The sequence below is a fragment of the Fodinibius roseus genome, assembly GCF_900129315.1.
Lineage (GTDB): Bacteria > Bacteroidota > Rhodothermia > Balneolales > Balneolaceae > Fodinibius > Fodinibius roseus.
Genome location: NZ_FQUS01000020.1, coordinates 58,372 through 74,910 on the forward strand (window position 1 = coordinate 58,372; position 16,539 = coordinate 74,910).

Here is a 16,539-nt window from a genome sequence, read left to right on the forward strand (position 1 = left end):
GGGATCCATGTATGGCCGCCCCGTCCCCCCTCTGCATGAGCCGCATTTTTTGATCCGGCCGGGAATTCCTTAACCCGTGAGAGCCATGCGTTAATTACTCTCACTTTCTATTACCGGGTCGTCCATGGTGTTAAAAAAATCATTCATAATCCCGTAAATATGGAAGTTTTCCCAGAGGGTAATGGTTCGCTTGTTATCGGGACGTTTCACCCACTCATTGTCTATCAATACGGGCGCCGGTATTTCTTTTGAATCAGCCCAGTCCGGATGCTTGACTATGGCAACGGCGGCCATGTCGAACAACGGTCTCGAAGGGGGATCTCCCCCCATAGTATAATTCTCAAATAAGCTGACCGAATAATCCCCAAAGTTATCAAACAGGCCTCCATGCCGCCCTTCCACCGGTTCCTCAATATGGGGGCCTTTACCCGGCATCCTGTGAATTATCTGATCCTTGGTAACCCTGACAGCCGAAGTTCCGGAGGATTTTCCATAGCGGACGGTAACCATTTCAAAGGGAATATCCGAATTCAACAGGTAATTCAAGGCGGTGGTATCGGCATTCTGGTTGTGTTCGCCGGGTTCAGGGTAATTGGACCCAAGCCAGACAAGCCGGGCATTGGATGCAACAGCTGGTTCCTTCTTCAAGGCCAATGCGATATTGGTAAGCTTCCCCACGGCCAAAAGAATAAGTTCATGTTCTTTTTCCGCCAACGCTTCCTCGATGATAAAGTTCACCGCTGAAGCACCGTCAAAGTCAGAATTATTCACTTGGTCCTGTATCTCGCCAAATGTTCCGTTTGCTCCCTTCTTAAGCGGTACCTTCTGGAATGATTTACAGAGCTTTAAAATACGTTCCGCCTCGACGTAGTCTAATGCGACATCCGGTTCTTTGGTTGAATTGACCGTGATGCCTTCAACGGTAAATAAGTCTGCATTGAACAAAAGGTAAGCCAGGGCGTGCTGATCATCGATTTCATTATTGGTATCGGTATCGAATAATACGCGGTGTTTTTGTTCCATCTGATCGTTATCCCCATATAGTTGATTGTTGTTGGCGTTGGAGCTACAGCCGTACAGTGAAAAAAGGAGGAGCGTACATGCCATCCAGCTTTCCCATCCCCCCTTCCCTCCCCATGTACGGATTATGCCGCCGACACGGGGATCATTCTTTTCCAGGTTCATAAGCAACTGTTTTCATCTTTATCAATTTTATCCCAATCGATTCAATATAATGAGTCCTAATCCTAAAATGAAAAACAGAAACATGGGACCAATTAGCTTATTGATGCCCACCCTGGTTTTAATTGTTGTTTCCAGCTCTAAAACTTACTGCTGTATATCCCCGTCATTAGCGCATCAATAATTTTAGCTATTTCATCCGGGTCCATTTTTTCCACCAAATGGGCATGGTTCGACTTCCTGCCGGGAACCCATGTATTGCTGCCGTCTTCGTTTACCTTTACATATCCTTCCCTGTTCACCTCCCAATACTCGTTTTTAAAGGGAGAAACAGCATACAAAACGGCGGACTGATCCCAACTTTGTCTTCCCTCGAAGTTATTAAAAAGCTGGTAGGCCCTCCACACCGGACTTTCATCGGAAAGCATTTTTTCCAAAAAATCAGCCCCCGTTATAATTTCATTTCCAATCTCATATCCTGAAAATATGACGTCCACAGGCCATTGTTCAACTGCTTTCTTAGTTGATGCCGGATCCGGCCGGTAAAAGTTGGCCTCCTTTCCTTCGGGAAATTCACCGCCCATTGCAGACCAGAATTTTACTTTCCGTTTGATTAGCGCAGTACCCGACAGGTCACTGTATTCACCAGGTTCGGATTCGATCAGATTTCTCAAGTTCGACAAATGTCCTATGGTAATAATAACTACGCTTGAATCGGCCTGGGAGGACAGGAGTTTCCGGTATAACCGGGTGGCGTCTTCGGCCTTCTCATACGATGGAAGGCTGTGCTCATACTCTTCACTTATTTTCTTTGTATACTTTGAAAATTCCCTGAGCTCGATACCTTTTTGTACACCGATTGGAATGTCAGGTCGATCGAAATAATGATTTATCGCGTCGGCACAGAGAGGAGCATGCCGCTCGCCGCTCGTAACAATGATCCCTAAAATATCTACTGCACCGTGATCAGCCAGCGTATGAAGCATAGCCAGGGCTCCTACATCATCCACGTCGGAATCGATATCGGTATCGAGTATGACTTTAAGCGGTTGAGCGTACCCGGACATAGCCCAGAGGACAGTGATCGAAGTCAGCAGTATCTTTGTGATTATTTTCATTGTTTCTGATGGTATCGATTAGATCGATTATGGGCAACAGGGAATTTTGTTCAAGATCAAAGCTGAGTGATTTCAAAAACCGGAGTTTATTAGCGAACGTGAGGATTAAGGGTTTAACCCTGCTCCCTGTACGGTACTCTTTACTCTTTGCCGCGGCCTGAATATTCGACACGAGTGAGCGGCTCGTTCTTTGGCGGACAGGCTGCACTTCCCAGCCGTCAGTTCATCGGATTCACACACCCCCAGCCCGAGTGGCTTTTGCGGGCGGCTTGCGGTCCGAACGCCGGCGGCTGAAACCATACGCTTATGCCATCGCTGCGGATCAGTGGCGCCGGTAGTAACTCTGCACAATCTATGTTCTCCGTTCCTCTTGCCGCTCCGGGACCCGTTTCCGTGTTTTCGGTGTCCATTTCCTTCCCGGTTCCCGGTCCTGTCAGCGTTTCCGTGTTTTCCGTATTCACCGCACCCGTATCTGCTGCCGGGAGACCAGCCGGCATCACGTGCTCGTTACGCGATGTCCGTTCGGTAATACGGAGGCTAAGATCCGCTGCATACTTTCCCGCGATATCGGTATCATAAAGAGATAATGTAACGCCTGTCTGGATAAATTTACTCATTCTTCCCAGCGTCTGGTCCGCTATTTTAGCGGCGAGATCCGCTGTGCCGATCGAAGCACGGCTTTCGAGAAGCAACAAAGCATCCGAATCGATGTGAGAGAGATGAAGATTTTGGGGCGAGGCTAACACATAATCAGCCGTATCTTTCAGGCGATGAAGCATATCCGGCGTACCGTTGTTACAGGTGGACAAGACGAGCAGATCGAGCGGGGATGAACCGGAAGTATTAAACTGAGCAATTCCGTCGGTGAACGCGGAACTGCCGAAATCGACCTCCGGCCTGGACCGGTGATATCCTGTTTGGGCCAGCATGGGGATTTCATGTCCGTAGTACAGCAGGATCCGATTTGGACGGGAATTCGAGCCGTCGGGAGAACGGAGGGTTTCGTACAGGGTGGCTTCGGTGTCAAATGCAGCAGCCCTTTCTCCTTCCCCCTCCCCCTCTTTTCCGGGAGCGGGCGAATAGGCCCTCCGGCTGACCAGCTCCCCGTTTCGATAGTGATACATACGGCGATCCTTCTTCGGGAAAAGCCCCAGCACCTTTTGCTCGGGACGCTGGTGGAAAATAAAGACCTCGCCGTTCTCAGCTTTTTCAGCCACAGATTGCGCCTCCTTCAGTACTTCTTCATCGGCCTGAAGCGGCTGCCCCTCCTCGCTATGATAAAGATAATCGGCATCGCCGTGTAACAGGTAAATAAGGGTATAATCAATACCAGCGGCGGACGAACCGGGGGGTGCGGGACGGACGGCTTTTTTCTGCACGACACACCCGAGCAGCATCACCGATAAAAGGCCTGTAATAAAAAGATAAGATCTGATGATCATCAAATTGAATAGGTCGCATTATATCAAAAGAAGGATAATAATGATAAGCAACAGGGTGGTTACGCTGATAGTAATGGTGTTGGCTTGTTCCATATCCTGCTGAACATAATTCGCAAAACTGTCCAATTGCCGGTCAGCTACCCTTTTAAAGCCTTTATCACCGTTCAGTTCCTGTTGTTTTTCCAGAATACTCGTTTTTAATAAAGCGATCCCTTCTTTATCCTTTTCAGGTATTCTGCTCATCGATTCGACCCGGTCAAAGGCCTCAATCATCTTATCAAACGACTTATTGAGAATAGCCCGTTTCTGTCCAGGTTCCTCGGCCGTCTCAACCTTTTGGACCATGTTATTAATATAGGTCTTAATCTTTTTGTTTGCATGGTCACTCTGCGCATAACTCACTGCGGAAGTAGCCAGAATAAAAGCGACAGAAAGAATAATCGTATTGAATGTTTTCATAAAAGTTTCTTTGGTTGACGTTTATATGATCCTATGTAACAAAAAAAAAGCATTAAATAAAAATGGTTTCCCGCCCCTGCTAACAGATCGAAATAGCCTCCGGGCATCGTTACATTCGATAGCCTCATCCAAACGGCAAAGGTCGGTTAAACCATCTGACACCTTGTAGTTTTATAGACAAATATGTATATAACGTCCCTTGTTTCGGGCCCGGTTTCCGGGCGTCTCGTCGCCGGTTACTACGGACTATCCGCGGACATTTTTTTACCACATAGTTATTAATCCAACCTGATCTCTTATGTTTCAACGCCTCTTTTCCCTCCTTTTTGTCGGACTGTTTATGATGACGGCCTCGGTTCTTGGCCAGCACAGCCACGCTCACCCTCATTCGCATCAGCACCAGCTGCGGGAGGTGGACTTCCCGGATATTCCCGGCTATCAAACCCTGTCGACCGACCTGCATATCCATACCGTCTTTTCCGACGGCAGTGTCTGGCCCGACATACGCGTCGAGGAGGCCTTGAAAGACAACCTTGATGCGATCGCCATGACCGATCATCTCGAGTACCAGCCGCACGAGGAGGATATCCCTCATCCCGATCGCAACCGCTCCTACGAAATTGCTTCCGGGGAGGCGGAAGAGGAGGAGCTGATCATCATCAACGGCTCGGAGATCACGCGGTCTATGCCACCGGGACATTCCAACGCCATTTTCCTGGAAGATGCCAATGCACTGCTTGTGGACGATGCGCGCGCGGCATTCAGGGAAGCCAGGAATCAGGGAGCTTTTACATTCTGGAATCATCCCTACTGGCTGCGTCAGGCCGAAGACGGCATACCCCCGCTTTCTGAGATGCACAAAGAGCTGATTGAGGGAGAGATGCTGCACGGTATCGAGGTGGTCAATATGAGCCGCTATTCCAAACAGGCCCTGCAGATCGCCCTGGACTACGACCTGACAATTATGGGGACCTCCGACGTGCATGGTCTGATCGACTGGGATTATGAGACCCAGCACGGCGCTCACCGGCCGGTGACGCTTGTTTTTGCCGAAGAACATTCGAAAGAGGGCCTGAAAGAAGCGCTGTTTGACGGACGAACGGTCGTATGGAAAGACGACCTGTTAATCGGGAAGGAGGAGTACCTGGTCCCGCTCATCAACGAATCCCTGACGGTGGCGGGCAGCTCGTATATCAGCGACACGTCCGTGCTGGAACTGAATATAGAAAATGTCACCGGTCAAAAATTTATCCTGGAAAACCTCAGCGGCTATTCTTTTCACCGGAACTCGGATGTCATTACCATTGAGCCCTATCACACGCTCACCCTGGAAGTGAGAACCAGGCAGCGACTGGAGGAGGTTGCACTACCCCTGCGGGTACTGAATGCGGTTACGGCCCCCGACAAACATCCCGAAATTACGATCACCGCATCATCTATTCTATAGTACGGGTCTTGTCTTAATATAGAAATCGAAGATCAATAGTCGAAAGTTTTGGGGCCGGGGACCCAAACAGGTCCGGCTCGGTACTCATGCCAACACGTGATACGTATTCAAATAATTCATTTGAGTCACCAGCGCCTGTACACCTGAGTGATATGCCTGCAAACGGCCCGGGCCCCCGGATATCCAGCGTATTTCCAGCGGTAGCGAGACAATACCCGGACTTCCACGCTTTGGGTCGCTCCGACGGAGTTCGAGTAATAGAGGATGTTGTAGCCACCGAGTGAAATGCCGATCAAATCCTGGATAATCCAGTTTTGCTGAAAATATTCGGGCGTTTCCACGACGTAGAACTGGTCATAATACTCCACCACCATCGCGTAGTTGCCGTTGCCCATGCACCGATCCCTGACCTCATATTCCTGGGCTTGTAACGCAGAGGGAAGCAGTATCAATATGAATAATGCCCATTTCATAACCCATCTGGCTTTGTGTTGTGGGTTATTATAATTATAAGAAAATCAAAGCTTTAAATCATCTTTTTGATGATCATTTTTTGATATATTTTTTTGGAAACGTTACGTTGGATCATTACGATAAGATCGGCTGCCTGTTTCAGGATAAAGCATCGGATTTCGCTGGCACTCCTATTCCTCCCCCTGACCCGTTTCACCGGCTGAACCCGTTCCAGACTTCATAGAATCAATTAATGTATGTCCTATGTCGGGATCCAAAATCTTCCTTTATTGATGATTATGTCTGTATCCGTTGTACGGTTAACCGGCCTGGCAGCGTGCCAACGGGCGTTTGCTATTTCTGCATCTGTATCTAAATGTTATTTTCAGGTCTGGGGTTATAAAAAACTGATTGGAATCCAACCGTACAACGAAATAATTGTATGCATTTTTATTGCATGAACAGATGCAGATATAGATGTAGATACAACTGTATATTAATCATTTGACCTGAACGAAACCGGGAGAATCGCCCATGATACTTTCACTGCTGTTGTGGACGGCCGTGGCCTTCGTTGCCACGGCCATTATTTGGAAAGGAAGCGACTGGCTGGAGCACGCCAGCGAAGGGTTGTCCATTTATTATGAACTGCCCGATATCGTACAGGGCGCGCTGGTCGTGGCGGTGGGATCCAGTTTTCCCGAACTGGCCACCGTGGTGATTTCAAGCCTGGTTCACGGGGAGTTTGAACTCGGGGTCTCGGCCATCGTCGGGTCGGCCATCTTCAATATCCTGATTATTCCGGCCGCAGCGGGACTGGTCACGAAAGATCCGCTGGAATCGAACCGCGACCTGGTCTACAAAGAGGCCCAGTTTTATATTATCTCGGTAGCCGTGCTCATTATCACCTTTTCGTTTGCGGCTATTTTCAATCCCGTTTCGGCGGACGCCGGTATCATTCTTGGCGAAATGGACCGAACGCTGGCCCTGCTGCCCCTCCTGCTTTACGGCTTCTACATCTTCATCCAGTACCAGGATACGATGGACTTTGAATCCGACATGGAGCCGAATGGCATCAATCCGCTGAAACAGTGGGGGATGCTTGCCGCAAGCCTGGTCGTTATCCTTATCGGGGTAGAGCTGCTGGTCCGTGCTGCCATTGAGTTTGGGGATCTTCTGGGCACGCCTTCCTTTCTCTGGGGCATATCGGTCGTAGCCGCCGGAACCAGCATTCCCGACGCTTTTGTCAGTATTCGCAAGGCTCAGAAAGGAGATGCGGTCACTTCGCTGGCCAACGTGCTGGGCAGCAATATTTTTGACCTGCTGGTCTGTATACCCGTAGGCATACTGATTGTAGGAGCAACTGTCATCAACTTTACGGTGGCTGCCCCGCTGATGGGTGCGCTTACCCTGGCAACGTTGATGCTGTTTAGTTTCATGCGCACCAATATGATCCTCGGACGCAAAGAGTCGATGGCATTGATTGCTCTGTACCTGTTGTTTCTGCTGTGGATGGGACTGGAGAATTTCGGGGTGATCGATTCCATCCCCTCCCTGCCGGGGTAGGCAGGGCTGGTTCCGGATAGCTGGAACAGCCGCTATTTTCCTGTGAATCTGTCCGAAATCCGAAGCTGGCCAACTGGCCGGGCGTGTAGTTCAGAATTGAGATTATACACTTTACGGACCCAATTTTAACCACTGCGCGTCCACGCTATTCTACCAACTATAGGAGTCACTGATGAAGGAGATTCATTGTAATATATGGATGGGAAAGTACCATGTTAATTCCTGAACTTATCTAAACAGGAGGAGATCATGCTCTTGGATGATTCAATAAATTCTTTTGAGGTTGCTTAATACATTAGACCCGTTTTTTTAGTTTTATCCAAATTCCTATGAGCTGGAATACCAATACCACCAGAAACATTGGCAGGTATAGATATATAATCAGATCTTCCTTGTCAGCGTTTAATCTATAAAATATTGAATGTGCAACCACCAAAAGAAACATCGGGTAAGTGAATCGCTGCAAATTTTTCCATTTCACAGCTTTTAATTTGCCTAAAAAGTAATCATTTGAAATAGTGAGTAGTAAAAAAAGTATAAGCACTCCAAACAATCCCGTGTAATTTGCCAGCCCAAAATTGCCAAGGCGGATTGCAAATCCTCCGCCGGCTTCTTCTACAAAATAAAGCCAGGGCCGGCCTGTGAAGTGCATAAACAATCCAACACTCGAATGAATCACCCCAAATGTCCCCCCCACAATACCAATATCCCTCCGAATATAAGTTGATATTGGGTTTCTGTGTTTCAATATCAAATTTGCAGGTCCTAAAAGCAGGGAAACAGCCAGAAAAAAAATGCTGAGATATCCTGAAGTATAGGTAACAAACGGAATGGCAGGCAAAGGCGGTTTCCAAAGCACGTAGAAGGTAAGACAGAAAATCATGCTCGCCACGAGCATGGGGATATAATGGACTCTAAACCTTTTTAAAATGCTGCTCTTCATATTTTATGGTTCCAAAATAACGTATGACTATTGTTTTACTCACCAATCAGCTTCCATCAAAATCAAAAACCGATAAGGTGGATGCGAAGACCTTGACTGGACTGCTTCGGTTTAGGACCGTAATCTGGCGGCTTGATACGGATATATCGGGCATATTGCACGCAGCACGAATCAGCAACTTCAGTAAGGAACGGTTTCTCCGGAAAATAGCTGGAGATATTGTGCAATTCTGACGGATCTGCACCCTCTCATGCAAGTTGAAAACACAGAGTTGAAAAAAGAACTAAATTCAAATACCCATTATTCCTTTTAAATTCATAAGTTAATCGTAACTTGAGCTTTAATCAACATATTGATACCACAAAATGAGTGTACAAAATAAGGTCCAGGAAGAAGTCACCATCCGTTTTGCCGGCGATTCCGGGGACGGGATGCAGCTTACCGGCTCCCTTTTCACCAATACCACCGCCCTGGAGGGCAACGACCTGAGAACCCTGCCTGAATTTCCCGCGGAAATACGCGCCCCGGCCGGTACGGTTCCGGGCGTCTCCTCCTTCCAGCTTCACTTCGGAAGCAAGGAGATCCTGACCCCGGGCGACAAGTGTGATGTATTGGTTGTGATGAATGCAGCCGCGCTGAAGGCAAACCTGTCGTTACTGGGTTCGGGTGGGATCATTATTGCCAATACGTCCGGGTTCGACAAGCGAAATCTGAATCTCGCTAAATATGAGACGGAAGTAAGTCCGCTGGAAGACGATTCACTGGCCGATTATAATGTCCTCGAAGTAGACATCACCAAGATCACAAAAGAAAGTCTGTCAGACTCCCCACTCGGCTATAAAGAGGTGGAACGGTGTAAAAACATGTTTGTACTGGGGCTGCTCTACTGGATGTACAACCGGCCGCTTCAGTCCACGATTACGTTCCTGAAAAAGAAATTTAAGGACAAGCAGGGTATTGCCAATGCCAACATCAAGGTGCTGAAGGAGGGATACCATTACGGGGAGACCACCGAGGTCTTCAGTTCGCGTTATACGGTAAAGGAGGCATCTCTAAAACCAGGCACCTACCGGAATATCACCGGTACCGACGCCACAGTATTGGGACTCGTATCTGCTGCCCACCAGAGCAGACTGCCGTTATTCTTTGGTTCGTATCCCATAACACCGGCTTCGGACATCCTGCATGGACTTTCAAAACAAAAACATTTTGGAGTGTATACTTTTCAGGCTGAAGATGAGATTGCAGCCGTGTCTTCTGCAATCGGTGCAGCCTTTGGAGGCAGTCTCGGCGTAACCAGTTCTTCGGGCCCGGGGATCGCCCTGAAAGGAGAAGCCATAGGGCTGGCCGTAATGCTGGAGCTGCCGCTGGTGATACTCAACATACAGCGAGCGGGACCGTCAACCGGGATGCCCACAAAAACCGAACAGGCCGACCTGATGCAGGCGATGTACGGGCGAAATGGCGAGAGCCCGATTGCAATCGTGGCTCCCCGTTCGCCGGCCGATTGTTTTGAGTCGGTATTCGAAGCATGCCGAATCGCGCTGGAGCATATGATACCGGTCATGTATCTCTCCGACGGCTACCTGGCCAATGGTTCTGAACCGTGGAAGTTCCCCGAAACAAAAGATTTGCCTGAGATAGAAGTAAAGTTTGAACCTGCCCGGACAAACAACGGACCGGAAAATGGCGAGACGGATAAGTTTTTACCGTATGTGCGGGACAAACGGTTTGTCCGCTCCTGGTCCATACCCGGTACCGGGGGACTGGAGCACCGCGTAGGCGGACTTGAGAAGGAGGATGAGACCGGTGATATCTCCTACGATCCCGACAACCATGAAAAAATGGTAAAGATGCGGGAGGCCAAGCGGGACAAAATCGCCGGGTTCATTCCACTCCAGGAAATTGACAACGGCGTGGAAAACGGTGAAACGGTGATTGTGGGATGGGGATCGACCTACGGTTCCATCCGGACGGCCGTGCATGAATTAAGGCAGGAGGGGATGGACGTGTCCCATATTCATATCCGGTATCTTTCCCCCTTTCCGAGGAACCTGGAAAAATTGCTGAAGGGATATGACACTGTGCTGGTTCCCGAGATCAACAACGGCCAGCTGGTGCGCCTGCTCCGGTCGGAGCTCATGATCCGGGCGAAAGGCATCAACAAGATCAAAGGCCGGCCGTTCGGTGTTGAAGAGCTCAAAAAAGAGATAAAAAACGGAATCGGCTCCTCAGTAGCGTAACCTATTTATTCATTCAAAGCATATCATTATGACTATTGAAACGAAAATATCAGAACACCTGAAGCAGAAGGAGAACGGAAACGGTGAGGAAAAATACAGCAGCAAGGATTTCTCTTCCGACCAGGATGTGCGATGGTGTCCCGGTTGTGGTGACTATACCATCCTGAAACAGGTGCAAAAAACAATGCCGAAAATCGGTGTGGACAAGGAGGATATCGTATTTATCTCCGGAATCGGCTGTGCGGCCCGTTTTCCATATTATATGGATACCTTTGGTATGCACTCCATCCATGGAAGAGCTCCGGCCATATCGACCGGCCTGAAAGTGAGCCGGCCGGACCTGAGCGTCTGGATCATCACGGGTGATGGTGACTCCCTCTCTATCGGTGCCAACCACTTTGTCCAGCTGCTGCGGCGAAATGTGGATGTGAATTTGCTGTTGTTCAATAACCAGATCTATGGTTTGACGAAAGGACAGTATTCCCCTACCTCCCCGGAAGGATCCACTACCAAGTCGACTCCTTTCGGTTCGATCGACCACCCGTTCAATCCTCTTTCACTGAGCATGGGAGCCGATGGCACCTTTGTGGCCCGGACGATGGACCGCGATCCCCGACACATGCAGCAAATGCTGCAACGGTCCCATCAGCATAAAGGAACCTCCATGCTGGAGATCTACCAAAACTGTATTGTGTTTAATGACGGCGCCTTTGAACTCTTTACCGATCGGAAAACACGTCCCCGGGAGGCGATCTACCTGGAAGATGGCCAGCCCCTGTTATTCGGCAAGGATAATGAGAAGGGAATCCGCCTTGATGGCCTGAAACCCGAAGTGGTTTCGCTTGAAGACGGTGGTTATAGCAAAGAGGACCTCTGGACCCACGACGAAGGGGATAAAACCAAGGCCTACCTGCTGTCGCAATTCTTCGACGCTCCTGCGCCCGGTGAAACACAGATGCCGCGGCCATTCGGGGTACTTTATGCCGTAGAACGCCCCTGTTATGATGAAGAGGTCAGTAATCAAATTGATGCTGCTGTAGAGCAAAAGGGACAGGGTGAGCTGGACGATTTGCTGCAGGGCCCTGAAACCTGGGAGATCAAGTAAGCCGGCATGATGTCTAAAAGAAGGATACCATCCTTTCCTTGGTTCTTAGGCGCTAGACAGAACATAGCTTTTGGGTGTAGTAATTTCACTTAACGCATGCCTTAAAGTTGCGATAGAATTTGATGGCATCATCAACAAACAAATCGGGAGATTCCATGGCCGTAAAATGGTCTCCTTCTGGTATATCCATCCAATGAACAAGAATAAAATTACTTTCTACCCATTTTCGGTGAGAAGGTAATACGTCATTTGAAAATTGTGCTATACCCGTTGGAACAATGATCTTTTCTAATTCAGGAAGTTAATGTGTGTTTTCATAGTAAATATGATTTGCAGTTCCGATGGAGTTGTTTAACCAATAAATCATCATGTTGATCAGCAGTTCGTCTTTGTGTAATCTGTTTTCAAGATTTCCGTCACAGTCGCTCCAGGCATAAAATTTCTCACGTATCCAGACAGCCAGACCTGCATGAGAGTCTGAAAGGCCATAGGCAAGCGTTATCGGTTCGTTGTTTTATCATTATTCGTCATTAAGAGAATTAATTCCTTGTTCTTTCAGTTTCTCCAATTTGTCTTTCATTGCTTTGAGTTGTTCTATTGGGTGTCCTTGCCAAATGGTTACTTCTCCGACAACTCTAAAAGGTTCGGTTGAGCGGTATGATTTTGTCGGATTACCAGGAAATTTTCTGTCGGTCAAATCAGGATCGTCTTCAATTTTCCCGGTTGGTTCTACCAAATATATTCGTTCCCGACCTTCGCCTAATGCAAGTTCAGCTCCCCAAATGGCGGCATCAAGTGTCGCAGATAAAAAAATATATTTTGCATTTTTATGCTGCCCAAAATTTGAATTGAAACCAGTTTCAACGAGGTCGCCAATTTTCAAATCTGCTTTTGTACCATGAAAATAAGTTTGAGCAAATGGAGTTGCCACTTTGGTATTATTTTTTGCTTCTGCCATTTTTAAATTTATTTCATTGAGGATTTTTATAAATGCTGGTTATACGGCTTTAGATCAGGTTTAAATTTGATTTATGGATATTGTGTTAACGGCAAGATATATCTGACTAAGCTTAAAAGGGTTTTCCAGGCTCTTCATATGGAATGAGATGAGCAGAGTTTTTAAACCAAATTTCCTTTTTATAGGATGTGGATACCTTATTAAGCTATTGTTGGGTAGGCGCAGAGGACGTTGTATAATCATGGCGACCCATAAACATGACCACTGGGATCGGAAATTTATTTACGCCCGCGAAATCAACCTCCAAAAACTCGTCCAAAACGCGCATTAGCGTAAAGAGACTTCCGTTATCAATCCTTAACTATTCAAATATTTTTCCTTAATAAAGTTACAGTGATGCAAATTATGCCCAACAATCGTAAAGCCAAGTGTTCTTGGTGTATAGGTCAGTTCATTTGCAGATGCTTTAAAGTCAAACATTTCCTCTGTCATGTTTCTAAACAACCTAATAGTTGACCTTCGAACGGCTACATAATCTTCTTGCAAGTCAAATAGTTCTACGTCAGTTTGATTCGCGTTTTCTACATAATGTTTTTGATCAAAGCCTGCCAAAGGCGTTTTGTCAAATCGTGAAAATCGAAAAGCTCTGTATGAGAATACTCTTTCGCTATCAATTATATGCCGCAAAACTTCCTTGATGGTCCATTTTCCGGGTTCGTAAGAAAAGTTTTCCAGTTCAGGCGTAATCAATTTGTAAATGTCCATCGTCAATTCTTTACTTTTTTCAAGTTCAAAAAGTAAATTATCTGTCTCAACTAAGTCAAAATAATAATGGCAGTACTCTGGAGCCTCCTTATAAAGGTCTTCATTTTTCATAAATGATAGTTATGTAGTTTTATAATTTGTGTTTTTATTCTATTAGTGAAAAGTACTGATTGTAAATATTTATACCTACAGGACCGTTTTTAACTCATCTCCAAAATTTTGACAGGACAAATCGATTCCAAGAGAATCAGCATATTCTTTGAATAACATTTGTCCCTGATCGATCTGTCTGCGCCTGAATGATGTCCATAGCTTTTAGTTATCTTTGTCAATAGGGGTTTAGTGTATGGGTGATTGTCCGAAGACTCTCACTTATCCGAAACTTATTTTCATTATTTCATAACCGCTTAGTAGTTGGTGAAATTAAGGTCAAAACGGACAGGGGAGGTTGAGACGAGCGGTTTAAGGTCATCTTATGTGCTATTCCAATTGTTTATTCGGGATCAGTACCCTGTGAAGAAACAACTTCATCCTGATGATGTATTTGTAACGCTTTAGCGTACAGGCGAATAGGGTCCCCTTGAGGCGTACTTCTTTCAACGCCCCAAACCGTGCCTGGAAAGTCCTGCTGCTTTTGAATATTCCAGATGGCATTGTGTTCGTTGGGAGGGAGAATCTCGGCAGGGTTACCAACCGCGACCCACCCTATGGGGACAGTTGTGTTGGGTTCAAGGACCGTGTTAACATGTACAATCCCATTTATTCTCACTTCTGAACCCACTTTGATATGAACTCCATTAAAAATCGTTGAACCGGTCGCCAAAAATACGTTGCTTTCGATTTTACAACCGGAAAGATGGGAATGCGGGCCAATTAAGACGGAGTCCCCAATACTGACGGCGTGCCTGGGCGTCCCCCGTACTACCGCCTGTTCCATGACCACGCAGTCCTCACCAATGTTCACCGGACCACCCTCATCGGTGATCACGGCACCAAAGAGTACACGGGTACCTTTTCCAATGGATACTTTACCACGGATGACTGCATTTGGCGCTATATAGGCATCTTCGTGGATTACAGGTTTGTGTTCACGATATTTTAAGTACATACTTAGATAAGTATAATTGAGATTTAAAAGGCCAATAACGGCCTTATATATAAGTCGGCGGTTCAGCCGAAGACCTGGATTTGTTTGACGCAGGAGGGAAGCGCCCCTAATGCGCCTGTCAGCTGCTTGTGGTTTTCTTCTTTATAATTATGTGGGTTGCATTATCAGTAGCTACACGATCGGTACATGCATAACCCAATGTTGGCAAATCAATTTCTGAGAAAAGATGCTCTCCCTTTCCTAAAAGAATAGGCGAAATAGCAATGTGCATCTCGTCTATCAATTTAGCAGTTAGATATTGCCGGATCGTACTGACGCCTCCACTCAGCCGTACATCTTTGCCATTTGCCGATTTAAATGCCTGCTCAAGGGCAGAATGAATGCCTTCTGTGACAAAGTAAAAAATAGTTCCACCTTCCATTTCAACAGGTTCCCGTTTATGATTGCTCAAAATGAAAACTGGAGAATGGTAGGGCGGATTATCTCCCCACCATCCTTTCCAATCAGTATTAGGCTGGCCACGATACGGGCTAAACATATTACGCCCCATAATCCATGCGCCAATATTCTTGAACCCTCTTTCAGCAAATTCATTATCAACTCCAGTGGTACCTTCATTTTTTCCAAGTACTTCTTGTTGAAAGGTCTTTGTGGGGAAGAACCACTGATGCAGATTTTGCCCTCCAACTCCCAACGGGTTATCCATATCTTGATTAGGGCCTGCTCCATATCCATCAATGGATATCGAAAAACTTTCAACTCGTAACTTTTGCATTTTTTTCTCCAAGCGGGTTTGAAAATTTAATATTTATCAGTTGGCTCTGTTTAATAATTTCTGTCTGTTAATTCGTCATCATTCTCACGAGGCTATTTCAAATGTCACAAACTCGACTTTGATTATGAATTTTTCTGCAACCAATTCGTTAATGTTTTGTTAAATTTCACAGCCTCCTCTAATTGCGGTGTGTGTCCGCTCTCTTCAAATAATTTGAAAGTAACATTCTGGAAATTTGGTAACATCGGTTCCCACAAAGTATGTGGGACAACGAAATCATATCGACCCATTGTTACTAAAATTGGAAGCTTTAGTAGCTTTCCATCCATCTTGTAATTACGAAACAAATCTCGAAAAGCATTAACTGCCCTCATTTCAAAGTTCATATCCTGCCAAAGCCAACTTGCATCATAGGTTGGATCGTACCAATACATTGGCGCATCAGTAACATACTCCGCTACAAAAGCTTCTTTGGGAGATAAAGATGTTAGCTGTCTTTTCTTCAAGGATTTACGGCGTCTTTGCAGTATTTGCTTCCGATAATCCGTAGCAAAATTGGCCCAATAAGATTTACTTTCTTTTACGGTAGTTTCGATATCAAAGGGTGGTGAACCAACTATGACCACATGTGAAATATGCCGGGGATATTTCCGGGCATACTCTAAGGCAATATTGCCGTGATGGGAATGCCCAAAAATTACAAAATCATCTAATCCCTCAGCTAAACGCACTGTTTCAATACATTCTGCATAAAACTCAAAACTTATCTTTTCCTTCTGGAAACCAGAAGAAAATTGAACGAAGTGAGGAAGATCCGTATAAGTGATTCTAAACGAGTTCCTCAAGTCCTGAGAAAATGTCTTTGGATAATACACCGATGAGCCTATAACAAGAATCGGCCTACCTTTTCCTTCTGAAACACATCTTAGGGGGATACCGGCAATTTCAACTGTCTTATTTTGTAAGCGAATCATT

General features: G+C 46.4%; 15 protein-coding genes. 4 read left to right on the forward strand and 11 right to left on the reverse strand.

What is annotated here, in order from left to right:
• Positions 1-90 precede the first annotated feature (90 nt).
• From BUB16_RS16215 to BUB16_RS16230, 4 genes are all read right to left on the reverse strand, one after another.
• Positions 91-1,185 carry a nucleoside hydrolase gene (locus BUB16_RS16215; RefSeq protein ID WP_211483211.1) on the reverse strand — a complete coding sequence of 365 codons (1,095 nt, stop codon included), beginning with the start codon at positions 1,183-1,185 and terminating at the stop codon, positions 91-93.
• Positions 1,186-1,322: 137 nt separating this feature from the next.
• Complete coding sequence (locus BUB16_RS16220; protein ID WP_073066952.1) at positions 1,323-2,300, reverse strand: nucleoside hydrolase; 978 nt, start codon at positions 2,298-2,300, stop codon at positions 1,323-1,325.
• A 218-nt stretch (positions 2,301-2,518) separates the two neighbouring features.
• Positions 2,519-3,742 carry a clostripain-related cysteine peptidase gene (locus tag BUB16_RS16225; RefSeq protein WP_139240345.1) on the reverse strand — a complete coding sequence of 408 codons (1,224 nt, stop codon included), beginning with the start codon at positions 3,740-3,742 and terminating at the stop codon, positions 2,519-2,521.
• A gap of 18 nt (positions 3,743-3,760) precedes the next feature.
• Entirely contained in the window at positions 3,761-4,201 is a 441-nt protein-coding gene (locus tag BUB16_RS16230) for a hypothetical protein (RefSeq protein WP_073066959.1), read from the reverse strand.
• A gap of 298 nt (positions 4,202-4,499) precedes the next feature.
• Between BUB16_RS16230 and BUB16_RS16235 the strand changes: the two genes are divergently transcribed.
• The gene (locus tag BUB16_RS16235; RefSeq protein ID WP_073066962.1) at positions 4,500-5,648 is read left to right on the forward strand and encodes an Sb-PDE family phosphodiesterase; all 1,149 of its coding nucleotides are present in this window, start codon (positions 4,500-4,502) and stop codon (positions 5,646-5,648) included.
• Between the two features lie 125 nt (positions 5,649-5,773).
• On the opposite strand, the gene BUB16_RS16240 is transcribed toward BUB16_RS16235, so the two are convergent.
• A complete protein-coding gene (locus BUB16_RS16240; protein ID WP_073066965.1) occupies positions 5,774-6,121 on the reverse strand; it encodes a hypothetical protein in 348 nt (115 codons plus the stop codon).
• A gap of 514 nt (positions 6,122-6,635) precedes the next feature.
• Here BUB16_RS16240 and BUB16_RS16250 point away from each other — a divergent pair.
• Complete coding sequence (locus BUB16_RS16250; protein ID WP_073066971.1) at positions 6,636-7,667, forward strand: sodium:calcium antiporter; 1,032 nt, start codon at positions 6,636-6,638, stop codon at positions 7,665-7,667.
• 295 nt (positions 7,668-7,962) lie between these two features.
• Here the strand turns inward: BUB16_RS16250 and BUB16_RS16255 are convergent, their stop codons facing one another.
• On the reverse strand, positions 7,963-8,610 hold the full coding sequence (locus tag BUB16_RS16255) for a ferric reductase-like transmembrane domain-containing protein (protein WP_073066973.1): 648 nt from the start codon (positions 8,608-8,610) through the stop codon (positions 7,963-7,965).
• 365 nt (positions 8,611-8,975) lie between these two features.
• On the opposite strand from BUB16_RS16255, the gene BUB16_RS16265 reads away from it, so the two are divergent.
• Positions 8,976-10,853, forward strand: a complete 1,878-nt coding sequence (locus BUB16_RS16265) for a 2-oxoacid:acceptor oxidoreductase subunit alpha (RefSeq protein ID WP_073066978.1) — start codon at positions 8,976-8,978, stop codon at positions 10,851-10,853.
• 28 nt (positions 10,854-10,881) lie between these two features.
• On the forward strand, positions 10,882-11,958 hold the full coding sequence (locus BUB16_RS16270; RefSeq protein WP_084088364.1) for a 2-oxoacid:ferredoxin oxidoreductase subunit beta: 1,077 nt from the start codon (positions 10,882-10,884) through the stop codon (positions 11,956-11,958).
• A gap of 520 nt (positions 11,959-12,478) precedes the next feature.
• Here the strand turns inward: BUB16_RS16270 and arr are convergent.
• The 5 genes from arr to BUB16_RS16295 all read right to left on the reverse strand — a co-directional run bounded on the left by arr (position 12,479) and on the right by BUB16_RS16295 (position 16,538).
• Positions 12,479-12,916, reverse strand: coding sequence for an NAD(+)--rifampin ADP-ribosyltransferase (gene arr, locus BUB16_RS16275; protein ID WP_073066981.1), 438 nt, complete (start codon positions 12,914-12,916; stop codon positions 12,479-12,481).
• 357 nt (positions 12,917-13,273) lie between these two features.
• Positions 13,274-13,792: a DinB family protein gene (locus BUB16_RS16280; RefSeq protein ID WP_073066984.1), complete on the reverse strand. Its 519-nt coding sequence runs from the start codon at positions 13,790-13,792 to the stop codon at positions 13,274-13,276.
• Between the two features lie 382 nt (positions 13,793-14,174).
• Positions 14,175-14,789, reverse strand: a complete 615-nt coding sequence (locus BUB16_RS16285; RefSeq protein WP_073066986.1) for a gamma carbonic anhydrase family protein — start codon at positions 14,787-14,789, stop codon at positions 14,175-14,177.
• Positions 14,790-14,907: 118 nt separating this feature from the next.
• On the reverse strand, positions 14,908-15,564 hold the full coding sequence (locus BUB16_RS16290; protein WP_073067053.1) for a dihydrofolate reductase family protein: 657 nt from the start codon (positions 15,562-15,564) through the stop codon (positions 14,908-14,910).
• Positions 15,565-15,686: 122 nt separating this feature from the next.
• On the reverse strand, positions 15,687-16,538 hold the full coding sequence (locus tag BUB16_RS16295; protein WP_073066988.1) for an alpha/beta fold hydrolase: 852 nt from the start codon (positions 16,536-16,538) through the stop codon (positions 15,687-15,689).
• Between the last annotated feature and the right edge of the window lies 1 nt (position 16,539).

Bases quoted from the DNA above. Each gene is read 5' to 3' on its own strand.
- BUB16_RS16215 (WP_211483211.1), bottom strand. From the start codon at position 1,185: ATGAACCTGGAAAAGAATGATCCCCGTGTCGGCGGCATAATCCGTACA.
- BUB16_RS16220 (WP_073066952.1), bottom strand. From the start codon at position 2,300: ATGAAAATAATCACAAAGATACTGCTGACTTCGATCACTGTCCTCTGG.
- BUB16_RS16225 (WP_139240345.1), bottom strand. From the start codon at position 3,742: ATGATCATCAGATCTTATCTTTTTATTACAGGCCTTTTATCGGTGATG.
- BUB16_RS16230 (WP_073066959.1), bottom strand. From the start codon at position 4,201: ATGAAAACATTCAATACGATTATTCTTTCTGTCGCTTTTATTCTGGCT.
- BUB16_RS16235 (WP_073066962.1), top strand. From the start codon at position 4,500: ATGTTTCAACGCCTCTTTTCCCTCCTTTTTGTCGGACTGTTTATGATG.
- BUB16_RS16240 (WP_073066965.1), bottom strand. From the start codon at position 6,121: ATGAAATGGGCATTATTCATATTGATACTGCTTCCCTCTGCGTTACAA.
- BUB16_RS16250 (WP_073066971.1), top strand. From the start codon at position 6,636: ATGATACTTTCACTGCTGTTGTGGACGGCCGTGGCCTTCGTTGCCACG.
- BUB16_RS16255 (WP_073066973.1), bottom strand. From the start codon at position 8,610: ATGAAGAGCAGCATTTTAAAAAGGTTTAGAGTCCATTATATCCCCATG.
- BUB16_RS16265 (WP_073066978.1), top strand. From the start codon at position 8,976: ATGAGTGTACAAAATAAGGTCCAGGAAGAAGTCACCATCCGTTTTGCC.
- BUB16_RS16270 (WP_084088364.1), top strand. From the start codon at position 10,882: ATGACTATTGAAACGAAAATATCAGAACACCTGAAGCAGAAGGAGAAC.
- arr (WP_073066981.1), bottom strand. From the start codon at position 12,916: ATGGCAGAAGCAAAAAATAATACCAAAGTGGCAACTCCATTTGCTCAA.
- BUB16_RS16280 (WP_073066984.1), bottom strand. From the start codon at position 13,792: ATGAAAAATGAAGACCTTTATAAGGAGGCTCCAGAGTACTGCCATTAT.
- BUB16_RS16285 (WP_073066986.1), bottom strand. From the start codon at position 14,789: ATGTACTTAAAATATCGTGAACACAAACCTGTAATCCACGAAGATGCC.
- BUB16_RS16290 (WP_073067053.1), bottom strand. From the start codon at position 15,564: ATGCAAAAGTTACGAGTTGAAAGTTTTTCGATATCCATTGATGGATAT.
- BUB16_RS16295 (WP_073066988.1), bottom strand. From the start codon at position 16,538: ATGATTCGCTTACAAAATAAGACAGTTGAAATTGCCGGTATCCCCCTA.